Origin of the sequence: Streptomyces sp. NBC_00310 (assembly GCF_036208085.1) — a bacterium.
In the GTDB taxonomy this organism is placed as follows: Bacteria; Actinomycetota; Actinomycetes; order Streptomycetales; family Streptomycetaceae; genus Streptomyces.
In genome coordinates this window covers 7,014,296-7,033,058 of sequence record NZ_CP130714.1, presented here as the reverse complement: position 1 = coordinate 7,033,058, position 18,763 = coordinate 7,014,296, and the positions used below count along the sequence as shown (strand labels likewise).

Here is an 18,763-nt window from a genome sequence, read left to right as displayed (position 1 = left end):
TCCTTGCGGTGCGTGCGAAGAGGTGGGGCGGCGGCTCACAGCTCCCCCATCCGGCGGATGACGGGCGCCACGCGCTGCACTCCGTGGCGGTAGGCGCCGCGGGCCGCCCGGCGCACGATCTGCCGTACGGGCCCGGCCTGCTTGTCGGCGGCGGGCTCCCCGGGCAGCGGTGCGCCGTCGGGGCCGAGGTGGTGGCGGGCGAGGATGCCGGGCAGATAGCCGGGCGCGGTGACGGGCGTGTAGTACGGCGCGAGGGGCGGCAGTCCGTCGGCCGCGACGAGTTTGGTGATGCGGTCGCGGGCCGCGTCGAAGGCGGTGGCGTACGAGCCTCCCCCGGACTTCGTCCGGGAGGTGCCCCCGGCGACGACGCCCTGCCGTGCCACCCACTCGGGGTCCGGTGCCGGCTCGTACCCGGCGTCCAGCTGGTCCCAGGAGGCGAGGCAGCCGGAGCCCACGAAGTGGTGGTTGCCGAGGGTCTCGCGGATCCCGAGGTCGGTGAGGACGACGGTGGGGATCCGGCGGTGCAGCGACTCCAGGGCGGCCGTGGAGCTGACGGTGACCAGCAGGTCGGTGGTGTCGAGGACCTCGCCCATGTTCCCGTACACCAGACGGAAGTTGGGGGGCGCGCCGCCGGGGAGCCGCTCCACCAGCTTCTGGTACGGCAGTTCCTCGATGTGCGTGGTGTGCTCGCCCGGCTTGGAGCGCAGCTTCAGCAGCACCTGGCGGTCCGGGTGCAGCTTCGCGTGCCGGACGAGCCGGTTCAGCAGGTACGTACGGTCCCGGCGGTTGTCCGGGACGGACGGCTGTACGGCGAAGACCACCGTGTAGGGGTCCTGGGTGCCGGCGTACGGCGTGCCGCCCAGGAAGGGCAGGGCGACCTCGGTGACCGAGGAGGCGTCGGCCCCCACGCCCTCGTACACGGCCCGGAAACGATCCGCGTCCTGGCGGGAGTTGGCGAGGACGAGGTCCGCGCCGTGCCGCAGCAGCAGACCGTCGGCGAGCTTCTCGTAGACGACACCGACGTATCCGGTGACGACCACGGGCCGCTTGGTACGCCCGTCCCAGGCCCGGCGCAGGCCGTGCAGCATCGCCTGGACGCCCCCGCCGACGAGGGAGAGCACGATGACGTCGTACGCGTCCTCCTTCATGGCGTTCATGGCCTTCATGGCGCGCAGGAATTCGAGGCCGGTCACCTCGCGCAGGGAGTCGGCGCGGACGCCGACCTCCTGGAGCTGGCGGGCGGTGGGGGTGGCTCGGCCGCGCAGGAGGAAGCCGTCCAGGCGGACGTCCGAATCCTCCGGTGCGAGACGGTGCGCGGTGAGCGCGCCCCATTTCCACCGGGTGTCGGAATCCGCGAGTACGGCGACTCGCCGGCCGTTCGTAGCACTTGCTGGCACATCGAAGACGCTAGGAAGTGATTCCGTTGAACGGCCCAACCCGAATACAACAAAGGGTTAACAGCGCATCGACGAATGGGGAATCGGGGCGCGGGAAGAGGGGAAAAGTGCCTGGTTCACGGTACCGCCACGCGTCGTTCACCTGACATCAAGCAGGTGGTCAAGACGAATGCCGGAGGGCCGCCTAACGTCACGGGGGTGGTCAAGCTCTCCGTCATCGTGCCGTTCTACAACGTGCAGCAATACGCGCCCGACACCCTGAAGAGCCTCGGAGCCAACGCTCGTGAGGACTTCGAATTCATTCTCGTCGACGACTGCTCGCGCGACGAGACACCGGACATTCTCGCGCGCGCGGAGCGCGAGCTGCCGGGGGCGGTGTATGTCAGACACGAGAAGAACGGAGGACTGGCGACCGCGCGCAACACGGGCATCGACGAGGCCCGCGGCGAGTACCTCACGTTCCTCGACGGGGACGACTGGCTCGCCCCCGGCTACTACCCCCAACTGCTCGGCGCCATCGAGGACTTGGGCTGCGACTTCGTGCGCACGGACCATGTCCAGTGCACCGCGCGAGCCCGCTCGATCCACCGCGTGCCCAACGGGCGCCGGGGCGTGGTGATGAACCCGCGGGACGCGATCCTGCCCGCCGACCGCTCCACCTCCGTCGACTACGCGTACGCCTGGGCGGGCATCTACCACCGCCGGCTGGTCGACAAGGGGGTGCTGCACTTCACCCACGGGCTGCGCACGGCCGAGGACCGGCCGTGGATCTGGAAGCTCCACCGGGAGGCCGATTCCTTCGCCACCGTGGGGCTGCTCGGCGTCTTCTACCGGCGCGGGGTGGCTTCCTCGCTGACCCAGATCGGCGACGTGCGACAGCTCGATTTCCTTCGCGCATTCGACCAGGTCATCGCGGAAACGGCGAAGGACCGGGACGCGGACAGACTTCTCCCCAAGGCCGTGCGTACATATTGCGCGATCATCTCCCATCATTTGGGATCCATCGAAAGGTTCGAGCCGGCGGTGGCACGGAAACTGAAGTCGATGAGCGCGGTCGCGCTGCGCCGAATGCCGCAGGACGTGCTCGACGAGGCCCTCGACTCCATGGACGTCCAGCGCGCCACCCGGCTGCGCCGGCTGCGCCGCCGTCCCGCCGCCACGGGGGTCGCCGCGTGACCACGCAGATCTTCATGGCGTCCACGCTGTACGGCACGGCCACGCTGGCCGCGGCCCTGGACACCGAGTGCTTCCGCCCCGCCGCCCGGCGCATCCTGCTGATCTCCAACAACGCGGCGACGCCCGAGACGGCCCCCGGCCTGGACGAGATGCCCGGCTTCGAGCGGCTGCGCGACCGCTTCGACGAGGTGATCTCCTGGAACGAGACCATCTCCCCCTTCCACCCCGGCGGCTGGTCCCCGCGTACCGACGACGTCCCCCTGTGGGAGCGGCACCTGCGGCTGCTGTGGAACCTGGGCGACGACGACGTCGAGCTGGCCGTGGAGTCCATCCAGGTCCACCCGGCCCTCGGCTTCACCCAGATCTTCACCGGCGCCCCCGTCACGGTGTACGCGGACGGCCTGATGAGCTACGGCCCCACCCGCAACAAGATCGACCCGCTGGTCGGCACCCGCATCGACCGCCTGCTCCACCTCGACCTGGTCCCGGACCTGAAGCCGCTGCTGCTCACCGAGTTCGGGGTCGAGGCGGAGATCGTGCCGACGGACGCCTTCGTGAAGGTGCTGGCGGAACTCGTCGACACCGGTGACGCGTTGCCCGCGATCGAGGAGCCGGCGCTGCTGCTCGGCCAGTACCTCTCCGCGCTCGGCATCCTCACCGCCGAGGAGGAGGAGGACCTCCACGTCCGGATGCTGAAGGGCGCGGTCGCGCTCGGGCACACCACGGTGGTCTTCAAGCCGCACCCCAGCGCGCCGGCCCGCTGGTCGCGCGGCCTGGAGAAGGAGGCGGAGCGGCTCGGCGCCGACCTGACGGTGCTGTCCACGCCGGTCCTCGCCGAGGTGCTCTACCAGCGGATGCGTCCGGCCCTCGTCGTCGGCTGCTTCTCCACGGCCCTGCTGACCGCCTCCGCGCTGTACGGCCTCCCGGTCGCCCGCGTCGGCACCGGCACGCTGCTGGACCGGCTCGCCCCGTACGAGAACAGCAACCGGGTGCCCGTCACGATCGTGGACGCGCTGCTGCCGGAGCTGGGCGACCGGGCGGCGGTCACCTCCCAGCGGCCGGGCACCGTGGTGGCGGACCTCGACGGCCTGGTCCGGGCGGTGGGTTTCGCGATGCAGCCGAAGATCTACCCGTCGCTGCGCGCGGAGACCGAGGCGTATCTGACGAGGCATCTGAGCGCGCACACCCTGCGGTACTTCAAGCGGCGCCGGTTGACCTCGCTGGGGCTGCCCGGTGGCATCCCCGTCCAGCTCGCCTTCATCCCGCGCAACGCGACCGTACGAAGAGTCGCGCGGCGGGCCCGGTCCCTCAAGCGGGCGACCTTGGGGTGAGCCCCGGGGTGACTTCTGCGACGAAGACCGGTGATCTTGTCGAGTCCCGGCCGCGGGTCGGTGGGGGCTGGTCGCGCCCCGCGGCGAAGCCGCGAAACGATACAGCCCCGCGCCCCTGTCGGGGCCCGGGTGAGGCTCGGCCTCGGTTGTATGCGCTGGACGGGCTGCGGCTGCTCGCCGCACTCGCCGTCGCGGCCTACCACTACGGGGGTCGCGACGGGGAGATCGGCAAGGCGTGGGGGGCCTCGCCGGCCGTGCAGTTCCCCACCGCCCACAGTTGGCTGGCGTACGGCTGGGCGGGTGTTCAGGCCTTCTTCGTGATCAGCGGGTTCGTCATCTGTGCCAGTGGCTGGGGGCGTTCGGTCCAGTCGTTCGTCGCCTCCCGTGCGGCCCGGCTGCTGCCGGCGTACTGGGCGGCGGTGATCCTGGTCGCGGCGGTCTTCGCCCTCCCGGGGATCACCTTCGCGCGGGTGTCCGCCAGTGAGTTCCTGGTCAACCTGACGATGCTGCAGATGCCGCTCGGCGCGGACCGCGTCCTGGGTGTGTGCTGGACCCTATGGGCGGAGGTCCGCTTCTACGTCCTGTTCGCGCTGTGCGTGGTCCTGCCCGGCGTGACCCGCAGACGCGTGATCTGGTTCTGCGGCGGCTGGACGCTGGCCTCGGTGCTGGCGCGGGCCTCGAAGGAACCGCTGCTGGACCTGGTCCTGATGCCGGAGTACGCGTCCCTGTTCATCGGCGGCATCGGCCTCTATCTGGTGCACCGCGACCGCCGGGACGCCACGGCCTGGCTGATCGTGGTCTTCAGCCTCCTGCTGAGCCAGTACCAGACGGTCGAGGCGATGTGGCACGCGCCGAACGCGGACTTCTTCTCCTACCGCTCCCAACTCGGCATCGTCCTCGCCGTCACCGTCGGCTTCGTGGCCGTGGGGGCGGTCGCGCTGGGCCTCCTGAACCGCGTCGACTGGCCGTGGCTGACCACCGCGGGGGCCCTGACGTACCCCTTCTACCTCGTGCACGAGCATCTGGGCTGGCCGGTGGTGCAGGCACTGCACCAGGGCCTGGGCGTTCCGTCCTCCCTGACCGTCGCGCTCACCGTGGCGCTGATGCTGGCGCTCGCCTGGCTGCTGCACCGGGGGGTCGAACGTCCGTTGCAACCACTGCTGCGCGCGTCACTCGGGGGACGCCGTGGGCGAACGTGAAATTGGCCCACTGTTCACCCGCCCCGGGGGTTCGAAAACTCCTCCACGGAGAGGCTCCGCATCATCCTTGACCGGGCCATGGCCGTCTCATAGGTTCCTGGCCCGTTCGCCTGTTCGCCTCGTCGACGCAAGAGAGTCTTCTGTCCTCATGGCCTCTGAAATGACCTCTGAACACGGCACGATCCGACTCCCCCGTGAACTCGATGACGTTCCCGGCTGGTTCCCGGTGCTCGACCAACTGCTCTTCGACTGGTTCCTGAGCCGACAGGAGGTCGCGGGCGGGAGGGGCGACCTCCTGGAGGTCGGCGTCTACATGGGCAAGAGCGCCATCTTCCTCGGCCGGCATCTCCAGGAGGGCGAGGCCTACACGGTCTGCGACCTCTTCGAGAGCGACGCTCCGGACGACGCCAACGCGGCGGAGGCCACCAAGTCGTACCGCAGCACGCTCACCCGCCGGGCCTTCGAGGCGAACTACCTCTCCTTCCACGACGAGTTGCCCCGCGTCCTGCAGGGCCCCAGCTCGATCGTCCCCGGCGAGGTCAAGCCGCGCTCCTGCCGTTTCGTGCACATCGACGCCTCGCACCTGTACGAGCACGTCGAGGGCGACATCAGCGCCGCACGCGACGTACTCCTCCCGGGCGGCGTGGTCGTCCTCGACGACTTCCGCTCGGAGCACACGCCCGGGGTCTCCGTCGCCGCGTGGGAGGCCGTCCTCAACCGGGGCCTCAACCCCGTCTGCCTCAGCACGCAGAAGCTCTACGGCACCTGGGACGACCCGGAGCCGATCCAGGACGCCCTCCTGGAGATGGTCGCGGGGCGGGACGACTGCCACCTCAGCAACCAGCAGGCCGCCGGCCACCGCATCATCCGCCTCAAGTCCAAGGGCATGAAGGCCCCCGCCTTCCCGAAGTCCCGCCACTGGACGGAGCCCACGCCCCCGGCCCCCGCCCCGGCAGCCCGCCGGCCGCAGCCCCCGGCCCGCCCCCGCCCCCCGCGGAGCGGCGCCCGCAAGCTGGCCGTGGACCTGCTGCCGCCGGTGGTGACGAGGGCGATCAGGAAGGCGAGGGCGGGAAAACCGGGGAGGTGAATCCGGGGCGGTGAGTTCGGGGCGGTGAGTGACGGGTGGTGGCACGGCAGAGCCGACAGCCACCCAGCCGCTCGGGCTGCCCACCCGGGTCCACCGGGGCGGGGAACACCGTGGCCGGGCCACCCGGCGGCCGGGCCTCGGCTCAGGAACGTACGCCCGGCCACATCCCGCCCTACGAGGCCTACGGCACCGGTGTCTTCCTCGTCCGCCCTGACGGCTACGTCGGGCTGGGCGGACCCCGAAGGGCCTCACCGCATACGCGGCCGCAGCGGGTCACGCCCGGACGGGTGGGAAGGCCAGTCAGTCGTCGCCGTCGAGGAGGGTGTCCACGGAGAGGTCGAGGGTGACACCGACGGATTCGGGCACGGGGACGGTCTGGCCTCGCTTGTAACGGACGGGGGCGGGGTATTTGCCGCCGACCGGGTCGGTGTAGAGGAGGACCTCGTCGTGCCTGCGGTCGGCGATGAGATAGACGGGGATGCCTGCCTCGGCATAAATCTCGGCCTTGAAGGCTGTGTCGTCGGCCCAGTTCGAGGAAGTCACCTCCAACACCATTCGGAAAACGTGCGGGGCGTAGCAGTTCTTCTGGACAAGTGCGTCACCGATATCGGCCTCGACGACAGACAGATCCGGAATCGCATAATCCGCCGGGCCAGTCGGCAGCCATAGCCCGATACCGGGGCGCACTTTGAGACCAGCCTCCTTGGCCCCTGCCCGCCGGATCTCATAACCGACTTCGAACACGGTTCCCTGATGCGGCTCGTCCGGCGGCGGTGACACGATAAGGCTCCCTCGAAGGATCTCCACACGATGTCCGGGCAGCCAGCTGGAGACACGGTCCGCGGCCTCAGCGATCGTCATCTCGCGCTCTATCACAGTCATGGCACCCTCCTCTCGGAAGCACTCTTCATGAGCCTAACCGGGGCCGGGCTGTTTCCGCCCTCGATCACTCGTACGAGGTAATCCCCAGCTCAGAACGCGTCGCTGGGGACATACGTCCCCCAGACCCCCCGCAGCGCGTTGCACACCTCCCCCACCGTCGCCCGAGCCCGCAGCGCGTCCTTCATCGGGTACAGCACGTTGTCCTCGCCCCCGGCCGCCTTCTTCAGCGCGGCCAGGGCGGAATCCACCGCCGCCTGGTCCCGCTCCGCACGCAGCTTCGCGAGCCGTTCGGCCTGCTGGGCCTCGATCGCCGGGTCCACGCGCAGCGGCTCGTAGGGCTCTTCCTCGTCGAGCTGGAAGCGGTTGACGCCGACCACGACGCGCTCGCCGGAGTCGGTCTCCTGGGCGATGCGGTAGGCGGAGTGTTCGATCTCGTTCTTCTGGAAGCCGTGTTCGATGGCCGCCACCGCGCCGCCGAGATCCTCGACCTTCCGCATCAGTTCGACGGCCGCCGCCTCCACGTCGTCGGTCATCTTCTCGATGACGTACGAACCGGCGAACGGGTCGACCGTGGCCGTCACGTCCGTCTCGTAGGCCAGCACCTGCTGGGTACGCAGGGCGAGCCGCGCGCTCTTGTCGGTCGGGAGGGCGATCGCCTCGTCGAAGGAGTTGGTGTGCAGGGACTGCGTGCCGCCCAGCACGGCCGCCAGGCCCTGGACGGCGACGCGGACGAGGTTCACCTCGGGCTGCTGCGCGGTCAGCTGGACCCCGGCCGTCTGGGTGTGGAAGCGGAGCATCAGGGACTTCGGGTTCTGCGCGCCGAACTCGTCCCGCATCACCCGGGCCCAGATCCTGCGCGCCGCGCGGAACTTGGCGACCTCCTCCAGGATCGTCGTACGGGCGACGAAGAAGAAGGACAGGCGGGGGGCGAAGTCGTCGACGTCCATGCCCGCCGCGACCGCCGTACGGACGTACTCGATGCCGTCGGCGAGGGTGAACGCGATCTCCTGCGCGGGGGAGGCACCCGCCTCGGCCATGTGGTAGCCGGAGATCGAGATGGTGTTCCACCTGGGGATCTCGGCCTTGCAGTACTTGAAGATGTCGGCGATCAGGCGGAGCGAGGGCTTGGGCGGGAAGATGTACGTCCCGCGCGCGATGTACTCCTTCAGCACGTCGTTCTGGATCGTGCCCGTGAGCCGCTCGGCCGGCACGCCCTGCTCCTCGCCGACCAACTGGTACATCAGGAGCAACAGGGCCGCCGGTGCGTTGATCGTCATCGACGTCGAGACCTTGTCCAGCGGGATGCCGCCGAACAGCACCCGCATGTCGTCGACGGAGTCGATCGCCACGCCCACCTTGCCGACCTCGCCGTGGGCGATCGGGGCGTCGGAGTCGTGGCCCATCTGGGTGGGCAGGTCGAAGGCGACGGACAGCCCCATCGTGCCGTTGGCGATGAGCTGTTGGTAGCGGGCGTTGGACTCCACCGCCGTACCGAAGCCGGCGTACTGGCGCATGGTCCAGGGGCGGCCGGTGTACATCGACGGGTAGACGCCGCGGGTGAACGGGTACGCGCCCGGTTCGCCGAGTCTGTCCGCCGGATCCCAGTCCCGCAGCGCCTCCGGCCCGTACACCGGCTCGATGGGCAGTCCGGACTCCGACTCGCGCGCCATGGTGTGTGCCTCCGTGCTGCTCGCTGGTTACTCGCCAGTACGACGACCCTCGCGACGGACTGTAGCGGCGGCCGTGCGCCCGTTGGAGTGGCCCGGGCTGGGACCTTGCTCACAACCATGCCCCTTTGTTCGCGACGGGTCACGTCCGGGAAACCTCTCTGGAAAGCTCTCCGCAAGCACTCCGCGGAGCGACCGGGCACCGGCGCGTCGGACGCGTCGATGAGACGACGGGGGTCGGGATGCGTACCAAGGACATGCGGAGATCAGTGGCCGCGCTCGCGGCACTCGCCCTGACCGGCGCCTGCACGGCCCAGGGGATCGAGGTGCACGGCGACCAGCGCCAGCCGGTACGCATCGACGTGACCGCCACACCGAGCGGCGCCCCGAAGCAGGACGGGAGCGGCAAGGCGGCCGACGGCGACGGCGACAAGGCCGACGGGGACGGTGACGACAAGGGGCAGCGCGAGAAGGCTCCGACCACCGCGTCGCCGCCCTCCCCCACGCCCACCCCCACACCCGCCCCTCGGGTCCTGTGGTCCCAGGGGGACGAAGGACTGGACGTACGTGAGTTGCAGGCCCGGCTGCGGCAGGTCGCGTGGCTCTTCGCCGGGCCCACGGGGACGTACGACGATCTGACGGTCCGGGCGGTCAAGGGCTTCCAGGGCAAGCGCGGGCTGCCGCGGACCGGGAAGACGGACAGCGTCACCTGGGCGCGGCTGCTGAACATGACGCGGGAGCCCGGCAAGTGGGACCTGTACGCGTACGGCGGGCAGCCGGCCGCGTCACCCGACCCGCGCTGCATGACGGGGCGGGTGCTGTGCATCAGCAAGACCAGCCGCACGCTGCGCTGGATGGTGGACGGCAGGACCCTGACGACGGTCGAGGTGCGGTTCGGCTCGGAGTACACACCGACCCGCGAGGGCGTCTTCAGCGTCTACTTCAAGTCCCGCGACCACTGGTCGACCCTCTACGACACCCCCATGCCGTACGCGATGTTCTTCAGCGGCGGCCAGGCCGTCCACTACTCCTCCGACTTCGCGGCCCGTGGCTACTACGGGGCTTCCCACGGCTGCGTCAACGTCCGGGACAAGGCGGCGATCGCACAGCTGTTCGAGCAGGTCAGGAGCGGCGACAAGGTGGTCGTGTACTGGTGACGGGGGCCCTGGACGGGGGCCGTGGACGGAGCACTCGCCGGAGCGCCCGTCGGAGCACCTGTCGGGGCGCCCGTCGGGGCACCTGTCGAACAAGCGGAGTGGCGTGCGTCACATGACGCATAGCGGGAGGGTGTCCGGCGCGTCTGGAGAGGTACGGGGTCACGGGGGACCACGGGGGTGATGGGGCGCGGGCGGGACCGGGGGAACGTGTCCCGCCCGCGCCGAGGTGCACGAGCCGTAGGTACGGGGGGAACCCCGGCTCTGTGCGACGGCCGATGACCAGTCGGCTCACTCATTACTGCGCCGGGGCGGCCGAAAGTGTTACCCGTTCCGCGAAAGAATTCGTGACGGATGCGAAAGCGCAGGTCAGGAGGGGGTGACGCGGACTGTGAAGTCGATCGGGGTCACCGCGGCGAGCTGACCCCGGTGGCCGTTGCCACCGTTGCCACCGTTGCCCTTGTGACCCTTCCCGCCCTTCCCGCCTTTACCGCCCTGGTTCTTGCCGTTCCCGCTCCCAGGGCCGTTTCCGTTTCCGTGGCCCTTGCCGTTCCCCTGGCGGTGCTTGCCGTTCCCGTTCCCGTTCCCGTGGCGGCCCTTGCCGCCGTCCGGGTCGGGATCCTCGTCGGAGTCGCCGGACCGCGTCTTCTTGTCGCCACCGCCGGCGGAGCCGCCGGAGTCCGACGTCCCGGTACCGGTGCCCCTGCCCGTCCCGCCACCGGCTCCGGCTCCGGTGCCCGGGCGCTTCGCCTTGCCGGGGTTGTCGCCGCCGCCGGCCAGGACGCCTTCGCAGTACCGCTTCAGCTGTCCCTTGCCCTTGCCGCCCGCCGCGTCCTCCAGACCGCGCCGGCGGTCGGCGTCCAGGTTCTTGCCGTCCCGAACGTCACGGCAGGCGGAGAGCACCTTGTTCCACCACTCCTGGGTGGGGGCCTCGCCCTGCCCGGTGTCACCGGGCTGCCGGTCCTCGTCCGTACCGCCGGTGCCCTCTTCGGAGGGGGAATCGCCCGTCGAGGAGCCGTCCGGGGACGCCTTGGGCGTCACGTCGCCCCACGCCCCGCGCCTGCCGTCACTCTCCTCCGCGTTCGGCGACGGCGACAGCAGCGGCCGGTCCGGCGTCCGAGCGGCGGAGATGGTGGCGGAGGGTTCCGGTTCGTCGTCGCGGAACCCGCTCAGCGCGCCGACACCGGCCACCACCGTGACCCCGCCGAGCATCCCGGCGGCCACCGCCGCGACCAGCCCGAACCGCACCGGCCGGCCCCAGCGGGCCCGGCGTCCGTCGGACGCGGCGGACGGACGCACGGGACGTCCGAGGTGGACGAGCCCCCCGTCGTCGGCGGGCACCGCGGTGGCGTGCGTACGGCTGCCCCGGCCGGGCTCCGCGGCCGGACCGTGCTCACCGGGGTGGGCCGGATGGGCCGAGCGAGCCGTACGCGCCATGCGGAAGGCGGCCAACGCGGCTTCCTCGCCGGGAAGTTCGGGGCTCTGCGGCGAGACCGGCGCGAACTCGGCGGACAGGGCGCCGAGCGCCTCGGCGAGCCGGTCGGCACGGGCGCGGGTGTCGGCGTCGACGGCTTCGAGGGACTCCCCACGCAGCAGCCGCTCCGCAGCGTCGCGGTTCAGCCACCTGTACTGCTCGTCGGCCATCACACATCCTTCTGCGTCCGCGAACGCGTATGCGTCACACCGGCGGACGAGGCCGCGCGTACACGCGCGCCTCTCGGTGGGGGTACGGCGTCCAGCGGGTCGCCGGATTCCGGGTCGGCCTCCGAAGCCGTCTCCGGATTCTCCCCGATCAGTTCCGCGAGCCGCTTCAGCCCCCGGTGTGCGGCCGTTCGTACCGCTCCGGCGCGCTTGCCCAGGGCCTCCGCGGCGGTCTTCGCGTCGAGACCGACCACGACACGCAGGACCACCGCCTCCGCCTGGTCCTGCGGCAACTGGGCGATGAGCGACAGCGTGCGGTCGGTCGACAGGGCTTCCATCGCCTCGCCGGCCGTGTCGGACTCGGCGGCCTTGCCGGTCAGCTCGGTCTCGTCGCCGCCTATCGCGGGCCTGCGCCCGCGCATACGTATGTGGTCCAGGGCCCGGTTGCGGGCGATCCGCGCGGCCCAGCCGCGGAACCGGTCGGCGTCACCGCTGAACCGCTCCAGGTCACGGGCTATCTGCAGCCAGGACTCGGAGGTGACGTCCTCCGCGTCCGGATCGCCGACCAGCGTCCGCACGTACCCGAGCAGCCGTGGGTGCACCGTGCGGTACACAGTCCGGAACGCGGTCTCGTCCCCGTCCTGTGCCGCAAGCACCGCGGCGGTCAGCTCCGCGTCGTCCCCCAGCACCCGCGCGCGCCCCTCTTTGCGCCTCGACCGGCGCCGCTCTCGCGGACCGGGTTCTCGCCGTCATGGTCCTCAATGGATGGTCGGTGCCGGGCCGTAGACGGTTGTGGTGGTCTTCCGCCCATCCACGATCCGGCGCGAATGGCACGTTACGGCCTGAAACCGCTGGCCGTCCATGTCCGTAGAACATGCAACTAACTCGTGATGCGGCCAGGTGTGACAGAAAACGTCGACGCGGCGCTGTAGGTAGTACGGGTCGCCGCGCGGCCCGTGCCGCGCGACGGTCGGGGCCTCTCCTGTGGGGGGTGGCGGCCCCGACCGTTGCCATCGGCGGAGTCGGCCGGGTGTCTTGCGAGTACGGGGGTCTTGCGAGCACGCCGGCCTCACTTCGTTTTCCGGGCCCCCTGCCGCGCGCCCGGGGCCTCGCCCTCCTGTCCCGGCCCACCGCCGGACAAACTCGGCGGACTCGGCTTCTTCGACACCCTCGGCCCACTCGACGCGTTCGGCTCACTCGACGCGTTCGGCTCACCGGGCCGGGGCGGCTCTCCCTGCTTGTCGCCGGTGCCCTTGCCGTCACCGCTGCTGGTGTGAGGGCCACTGCCCTTGCTGTTGCCGCTGCCGCCGCCGCTGCCGTTGGCGTCGGCCTGCCCCGCGGCCCTGTCCGGCCGCCGGGAGGCGACGTGCTCCCCGGCCGGGGCGGGGCGGCCGGTTGTCGAGGGATGCGTACGCGGGGCGTTCGAGGGGCCGGGCCGGGCGGGGGCGCCGTCGGTCGTGCGGGTACGCCGGTCCTGGCCTCCGCGGCCTCCGTGGTTCCCGTCGGCGTCCTTGTCGTCGTGCGCGGCCGAGCCGATCGCCGCGAAGGCGACACCGCCGAGGGTGAGGCTGGCCAGCAGGACGGCCAGAGTGGTGCGTACGGAGAGCTGGACGCGGCGCCGCGCGTTGGGCCGCCAGTCGTCCCGGCGCCGGGTACGGGCCGTACGCGCCCCCTTCTCCCGTGCCGCCCGGAAGGCGGCCACCGCCCGCTCCTCCCCCGCGCTGTCGGCCGACACTCCCGCGCGTACGGCGGCGGCGAGGAGGGAGTCGACGGAGGGGGTGTCCCGGGAGGCGGCCGCGCCGGACGCGGCGGCCCGGGCATCGAGGCCACGGGAGGTGACGCCATCGGATACGGGGGCGCCGGAAACGCGGTCGGCGGCGGCAGCGGCGTCGCTCATGGCCCGGCGGCCGTCGTCCCGCCCTCCGCGGCCACGCCGTTCACCCTCGTCCGACTCCGCCCTGCCCGACGGCATCTCGTGCCCTTCCTTCCCGTCCTTCCCGCCGTATGTCCCGTCCTCGCCGTACGTCCCGTCGCTGTCGGTCATCTCGACTCCCCCAGCGTCCGGGGGCCGTCATCCGTCACACCCTCGCTGCGCAGGAGTTGGCCGAGTCGCTTCAGTCCCCGGTGGGTGGCGGTGCGGACCGCGCCGGGGCGTTTGCCGAGGACACGGGCGGCCGCGGGACCGTCGAGGCCGACGACCACGCGCAGCAGAACGGCCTCGGCCTGGTCGCGGGGCAGCCGGGCGACGAGCGCGAGGGCCTGCCCGGTGGAGAGGGACTCCAACGCCTGATCGTGGGTGCTGTGCTCGCCCGGCAGTTCCAGCAGGTCGTTCTCCAGCGCGGTCGCCCGGGGTCTGACCTTCTGGCGCCGCAGATGGTCCAGGGCCCGGTGCCGGGCGATGGTCGCGCTCCAGCCCCGGAAGCCCGCCCCGTCGCCCTTGAACCGCCCGAGGTCCCGCGCTATCTCCAGCCAGGCGTCCGAGGCGACGTCCTCCGCGTCGTCCCCGACGATGCCGCGCAGATACCCCAGCAGCCCGGGCTGCACGAGCCGGTACGCGACCGCGAACGCGGCCTCGTCCCCGTCCTGGGCCCGCGCCACGGCCGCGCCCAGTTCCCCGTCGTACGCCTGCACGCGCCGAGGTTCCCCTCCCTGGCTCCAAGCTGTCCGAGACAGTGCCACGTCAGTGCCGGGATCGCGTTCCCGGGGGCCGTCCCGGCCGCCGCCAAGCCCCCACCGTGATCTGCGCCGCATCTCGCGGAAGTGTCACAGGCCGTCACGCCAACCCCGGAAGATGACCCGGAAGCGTGAACACCGGCCTCCGTCGTGACATGGGCCACACCCGTACCGGTCGATACCGATGTTCGCGACGGCCTGTGCGCGAATAGAGGGGCACCCCTGTGCCGGGGTGGCGTCTTCGTACTGTTCGTCTCAGGTCGTTCAGGTCGTTCAGGTCGTTCAGGTCGTTCAGGTCAGTCAGTCAGGTCATTCAGGGGTGGGACATTTGAGTCGCCGTAGGAGCCGCGTGTACGAGCCGCCGAGCCCGAAGCGGAGGACGTGGTGGGCGCTGGGAGCCGTCGTGGCCGGCGGCGCGGGCCTGGTGTCGTACGCCGTGGTCGGGCCGGGCGCCCACACGGCCGCCGCGGACGACGTGCCCACCGCCCTCGCCTCGACCGTCACGCGCCCCCCGATCATCAGCCGGGCCCGTTGGGGCGCGGACGAGTCGACCGTGACGGGGACGGCCGAGTACATCGACAGGATCAGCGCGGTGTTCGTCCACGACACGGGCGGCACCAACTCCTACAGCTGTGCCGAGTCCCCCGCGCTGATCCGCGCGCTCATGGCGCACGACGTCCGGACGGCGGGCCGGGGCGACCTCGGCTACAACTTCGTGGTCGACAAGTGCGGCCGCATCTATGAAGGCCGGGCGGGCGGCGCGGACCTCTCCGTGCGCGGCGAGCACACCCCCGGCTTCGACGGGGACTCGACGGGCGTCGCGGTGCTCGGCGACTTCGACAGCGGCGGCGGGCCGGGCCGGGCGGCCGTGGAGTCCGTGGCGCGGCTGGCGGCGTGGAAGCTGGGCCAGTACGCCGGTGACCCGACCGGCAAGGTGACGCTGACCGCGGCCGAGGACACCGGCGTGTACGCGCAGGGCGAGTCGGCCGAGCTGGACGTGATCTCCGGCGGCGGCGACGCGGCGGCCACCACGTCCCCGGGCGCGAACCTCTACGCCGAGCTCCCCGAGGTACGCCGGTACGCCGCCTCCCCCGGCCGCAGCTCCGCGATCCCGACCGCCGACTACACGGGCGACGGCGTCAGCGACCTGGTGGCGCCGACGCACCGGACCGGCAGCGGCTCGATCACCCTCGTCCCGGGCGGCGTGAACGGCCCCGTCTCCGCGTCCAGGCTGCGCCTCGACCAGGCGAGCACGGGCGTGCCGGGCGCCGCCGAGTCCGGTGACCAGTGGGGCGCGGCGACCGCGTGGGGTGACGTCGACGGCGACGGGTACGCGGACCTCGCGGTCGGCGCGCCCGGCGAGGACGACACCACGGGGCACGCGGACCGGGGTGCGGTGACGATCCTCTACGGGCCCTCCTTCACCGCAGGCGCCGACACCATGGCCCTCGGCGACGACTACGAGCCGACCGGCGCGCGGTTCGGCGCGACCGTGGCGGTCGGGGACTTCAACGCCGACGGCAAGGCGGACGTGTTCACCGCGGCCACCGGTACGGGCGGCAACTGGGCGGCCCGTTTCGGCGACGGCCACGAGGTCGCCGGCGACCTCACCACGGCGACGGGCTCCCTCGCCCACGCGGACGCCGCGACGGGCGACTTCAACCGGGACGGCTACGCCGACGTGGCCCTCAACTACCGCGACGCGTCCGGCATCAGCAAGGTCACCTGGTTCAAGGGCTCCCGGTCGCTGGGGCTGACGAAGGTCTCGACCCTGACCGTCAGGGGCGGCCGGGCCGTCGCCGCGGGGGACGTCGACGGCAACGGCTACGACGACATCGTCATCGGCCAGCCGTACGCCTCCGAGTCCGGCGGCAACGCGGGCGGCCAGGTCACCGTGGTCCCCGGCGCCTCCACCGGCTTCACCACCACAGCCACCGCCCCGAAGACGATCCACCAGGCCACGGCGAACGTCGAGGGCGCCTCCGAGACCTCCGACGGCTTCGGCTCCTCGGTCTCCGTCGGTGACGTCGACGCCGACGGCTACGCCGACGTCCTCACCGGCGCCCCCAACGAGGACATCACCCGCGCCGGGACGAACCGCGCCAACGCGGGCTCGGTGTGGCTCCTCAAGGGCACCTCGGCCGGCCTGACGGGCACGGGCTCCCTGGCCCTCTCCCAGGACGCCCCCGACATCGCCGGCTCCACCGAGACCGACGACAAGTTCGGCTCCGCGACCTCCCTGACCGACGTCACGGGCGACGGCTACGCCGACCTCCTCACCGGCACGGAGGGCGAGGACACCGGCAACGGCACGATCCTGTACGTCCCGTCGGTGAACGGCACACCGGCTCCGACGAACTCGTCGTACTACGGCCTCACCCAACTGGACACGCCCCCAGCCGGCCGCCTGGGTCAGCTCCTGACCCCGTAGAGCTGCCCGCGCCCCTGACAGGGGCGCGGGTCAGGGGCGCGGGGAACTGCGCGAGAAGCCCCACCGGACCCGCGGCTGGAGATCCGCGGCTGGGGGTCCAAGGGGCGCAGCCCCTTGAGGATGGGACGGGTAGGGGCGGCGGGGGCGAGGTCACGTCCGCTGGAGTGGTGTATCGACGGCCACTCGGTGATCTCGTTTGAGGCTATGCGGTGAGTTCGGTGGGCAGGACGGACTCGTCGTTTTCTGACTCGATCGGGTGGAGGCGGGCCTTGGCGAGGAGTTCGCGGCCCATGTAGCGGCGGGCCTCGGTCCACTCGTCGTTCTGCTCGGCCAGGACCGCGCCGACGAGCCGGATCACGGCGGTGCGGTCGGGGAAGATGCCGACCACGTCGGTGCGGCGGCGGATCTCCTTGTTCAGTCGCTCCTGCGGATTGTTCGACCAGATCTGCCGCCAGATCTCACGCGGGAACGCGGTGAAGGCCAGCAGGTCATGCTGGGCGGTGTCCAAGTGGGCTGCGGCTTTGGGGAACTTGGCATCCAGCGCGTCCAGGACGTGTGCCATCTGTGCTCGGACGGCGTCGGTGTCGGGCTGTTCGAAGACCGTCCGCAGCAGCGTGGCCACCCACGGCTGGGCCGATTTTGGAACCTGGCTCAGCAGGTTGCGGGCGTAGTGGGTGCGGCAGCGCTGCCAGGACGCGCCAGGCAGAACGGCGCCGATGGCGTCGACGAGGCCGGCGTGCGCGTCCGAGACGACGAGCTGGACGCCGGACAGGCCGCGGGCGATCAGCGAGCGCAGGAAGGCCAGCCAGCCTGCACCGTCCTCGGCCGTGGCGACGTCGATGCCGAGGATCTCGCGGTGCCCGTCGGCGTTGACGCCGACCGCGATCAGCGCGTGGACGTTGATGATGCGGCCGCCCTCGCGGACCTTCTGGGTCAGCGCGTCCACCCAGACGAAGGCATACGGCCCGGCGTCCAGCGGCCGGTTGCGGAACGCTGCGACCTGCTCGTCCAGGTGCCGGGCCATCGCGCTGACCTGGGACTTCGACAGCTGGGTGACGCCGAGGGACTCGGCGAGCTTCTCGACCCGCCGGGTGGACACGCCGAGCAGGTAGGCGGTGGCGACCACGCTGATGAGGGCCTGCTCGGCCCGTCGGCGCCGTTCGAGGAGCCAGTGCGGGAAGTAACTGCCCTGGCGCAGCTTGGGGACGGCGAGCTCGACGGTGCCGGCGCGAGTGTCCCACTCGCGTGGGCGGTAGCCGTTGCGGTGGTTGACGCGTTCGTCGCTGACCTGCCCGTATTCGGCGTTGCAGACGGCATCCGCCTCTGCGGACATGAGGGCGTCGGCGAACGTCTTGACCATCGCGCGCAGCAGATCGGGACTCGCCGCGGCGAGGTTGTCCTCGGCGAGGGCGTGCAGGGGCAGACTGTCTGGTGCGGTCATCGTGCTGATCTCCTTCGAGGCTTCGACACTTCGAAGATCAGCCGGTGGCCGTTCGTCTATGCGGGCCTCACTCTGAAGCCGGAGCAAACCCCCGGATCAGGTCGAACCCGTACACCACTTCCCAGGACGCAACCGGGGGCGCGAAATCCCCCGGCGTCAGCCCGAGGGCATCGCGTCATGGCACAGCAACCGCAGGGACCCGTCCCCCGCGAAGCACCGGCGGGCCTCGTCGAAGGGATCCCAGAAGCGGCCGTCCCAGGTGCGTACCCAGTACGCCCCGTCCGACTCGACCCACTCGCCCCCGGCCCAGCGCACGACGACCTCACCCCCGTACGCCCCGAACCCCCGCAGCGCACCCTCCACGGCGGCGAAGGGCGCCCCCTCCCGCCGTATGTCCTCGATCATCCGGTCCACCCGCCACAGACTCTGCGCCGAGTAGTCGAGACGCACCCGCGCCCCTTCCCGCATCATCGCCACCGCGTCGGCCGCCCACCGAAGGGGCTTCGCCGCGCTCCCGGACCGGCTCCCGGGGCTCGCCGGCCGGCCGGAGGTACTGACCGAACTGAATGTCTGCTGTGCGCTCACACTCGGAATAGCGCCCGCCCCGCACCAGACGTTTCGCGTTTTCGGGCCGTCCCCGACACCGGCGCAGGACCGCCACACCCGGCCCCAGGACACCCACAG

General features: G+C 71.5%; 15 protein-coding genes. 6 read left to right on the top strand and 9 right to left on the bottom strand.

Features of this window, described 5'->3' with window-relative positions:
* Positions 1-35: 35 nt before the first annotated feature.
* Positions 36-1,397, bottom strand: coding sequence for a DUF6716 putative glycosyltransferase (locus tag OG202_RS30890; protein ID WP_326578290.1), 1,362 nt, complete (start codon positions 1,395-1,397; stop codon positions 36-38).
* 198 nt (positions 1,398-1,595) lie between these two features.
* Here OG202_RS30890 and OG202_RS30885 point away from each other — a divergent pair, with 198 nt between their 5' ends.
* The 4 genes from OG202_RS30885 (at position 1,596) to OG202_RS30870 (ending at position 6,190) form a co-directional block, all read left to right on the top strand.
* Positions 1,596-2,573: a glycosyltransferase family 2 protein gene (locus OG202_RS30885; RefSeq protein WP_326578292.1), complete on the top strand. Its 978-nt coding sequence runs from the start codon at positions 1,596-1,598 to the stop codon at positions 2,571-2,573.
* Complete coding sequence (locus tag OG202_RS30880) at positions 2,570-3,904, top strand: alpha-2,8-polysialyltransferase family protein (RefSeq protein WP_327728069.1); 1,335 nt, start codon at positions 2,570-2,572, stop codon at positions 3,902-3,904. Before OG202_RS30885 ends, OG202_RS30880 begins: the two co-directional genes overlap by 4 nt.
* Positions 3,905-3,912: 8 nt before the next feature.
* Complete coding sequence (locus OG202_RS30875; protein WP_405895311.1) at positions 3,913-5,103, top strand: acyltransferase family protein; 1,191 nt, start codon at positions 3,913-3,915, stop codon at positions 5,101-5,103.
* Between the two features lie 160 nt (positions 5,104-5,263).
* Positions 5,264-6,190, top strand: a complete 927-nt coding sequence (locus OG202_RS30870; RefSeq protein WP_327728071.1) for a class I SAM-dependent methyltransferase — start codon at positions 5,264-5,266, stop codon at positions 6,188-6,190.
* A gap of 300 nt (positions 6,191-6,490) precedes the next feature.
* Here OG202_RS30870 and OG202_RS30865 read toward each other — a convergent pair whose 3' ends face one another.
* Complete coding sequence (locus OG202_RS30865; RefSeq protein ID WP_327728072.1) at positions 6,491-7,072, bottom strand: Uma2 family endonuclease; 582 nt, start codon at positions 7,070-7,072, stop codon at positions 6,491-6,493.
* Between the two features lie 89 nt (positions 7,073-7,161).
* Positions 7,162-8,742, bottom strand: a complete 1,581-nt coding sequence (locus tag OG202_RS30860; RefSeq protein WP_327728073.1) for an acyl-CoA mutase large subunit family protein — start codon at positions 8,740-8,742, stop codon at positions 7,162-7,164.
* Between the two features lie 239 nt (positions 8,743-8,981).
* On the opposite strand from OG202_RS30860, the gene OG202_RS30855 reads away from it, so the two are divergent.
* The gene (locus OG202_RS30855) at positions 8,982-9,896 is read left to right on the top strand and encodes a L,D-transpeptidase family protein (RefSeq protein WP_328223925.1); all 915 of its coding nucleotides are present in this window, start codon (positions 8,982-8,984) and stop codon (positions 9,894-9,896) included.
* Positions 9,897-10,262: 366 nt separating this feature from the next.
* Here OG202_RS30855 and OG202_RS30850 read toward each other — a convergent pair whose 3' ends face one another.
* The 4 genes from OG202_RS30850 to OG202_RS30835 form a co-directional block, all read right to left on the bottom strand.
* The gene (locus OG202_RS30850) at positions 10,263-11,537 is read right to left on the bottom strand and encodes a hypothetical protein (protein ID WP_328223924.1); all 1,275 of its coding nucleotides are present in this window, start codon (positions 11,535-11,537) and stop codon (positions 10,263-10,265) included.
* The gene (locus tag OG202_RS30845; RefSeq protein WP_326578306.1) at positions 11,537-12,223 is read right to left on the bottom strand and encodes an RNA polymerase sigma factor; all 687 of its coding nucleotides are present in this window, start codon (positions 12,221-12,223) and stop codon (positions 11,537-11,539) included. Before OG202_RS30845 ends, OG202_RS30850 begins: the two co-directional genes overlap by 1 nt.
* A gap of 380 nt (positions 12,224-12,603) precedes the next feature.
* On the bottom strand, positions 12,604-13,578 hold the full coding sequence (locus OG202_RS30840) for a hypothetical protein (protein ID WP_328223923.1): 975 nt from the start codon (positions 13,576-13,578) through the stop codon (positions 12,604-12,606).
* Complete coding sequence (locus OG202_RS30835; protein WP_326578310.1) at positions 13,575-14,165, bottom strand: RNA polymerase sigma factor; 591 nt, start codon at positions 14,163-14,165, stop codon at positions 13,575-13,577. Before OG202_RS30835 ends, OG202_RS30840 begins: the two co-directional genes overlap by 4 nt.
* 391 nt (positions 14,166-14,556) lie before the next feature.
* Here OG202_RS30835 and OG202_RS30830 point away from each other — a divergent pair, with 391 nt between their 5' ends.
* The gene (locus tag OG202_RS30830; RefSeq protein ID WP_328223922.1) at positions 14,557-16,638 is read left to right on the top strand and encodes an FG-GAP-like repeat-containing protein; all 2,082 of its coding nucleotides are present in this window, start codon (positions 14,557-14,559) and stop codon (positions 16,636-16,638) included.
* 202 nt (positions 16,639-16,840) lie between these two features.
* On the opposite strand, the gene OG202_RS30825 is transcribed toward OG202_RS30830, so the two are convergent.
* Entirely contained in the window at positions 16,841-18,079 is a 1,239-nt protein-coding gene (locus tag OG202_RS30825; protein ID WP_328223921.1) for an IS256 family transposase, read from the bottom strand.
* A 156-nt stretch (positions 18,080-18,235) separates the two neighbouring features.
* The gene (locus OG202_RS30820) at positions 18,236-18,664 is read right to left on the bottom strand and encodes a hypothetical protein (RefSeq protein WP_327728080.1); all 429 of its coding nucleotides are present in this window, start codon (positions 18,662-18,664) and stop codon (positions 18,236-18,238) included.
* Positions 18,665-18,763 lie beyond the last annotated feature (99 nt).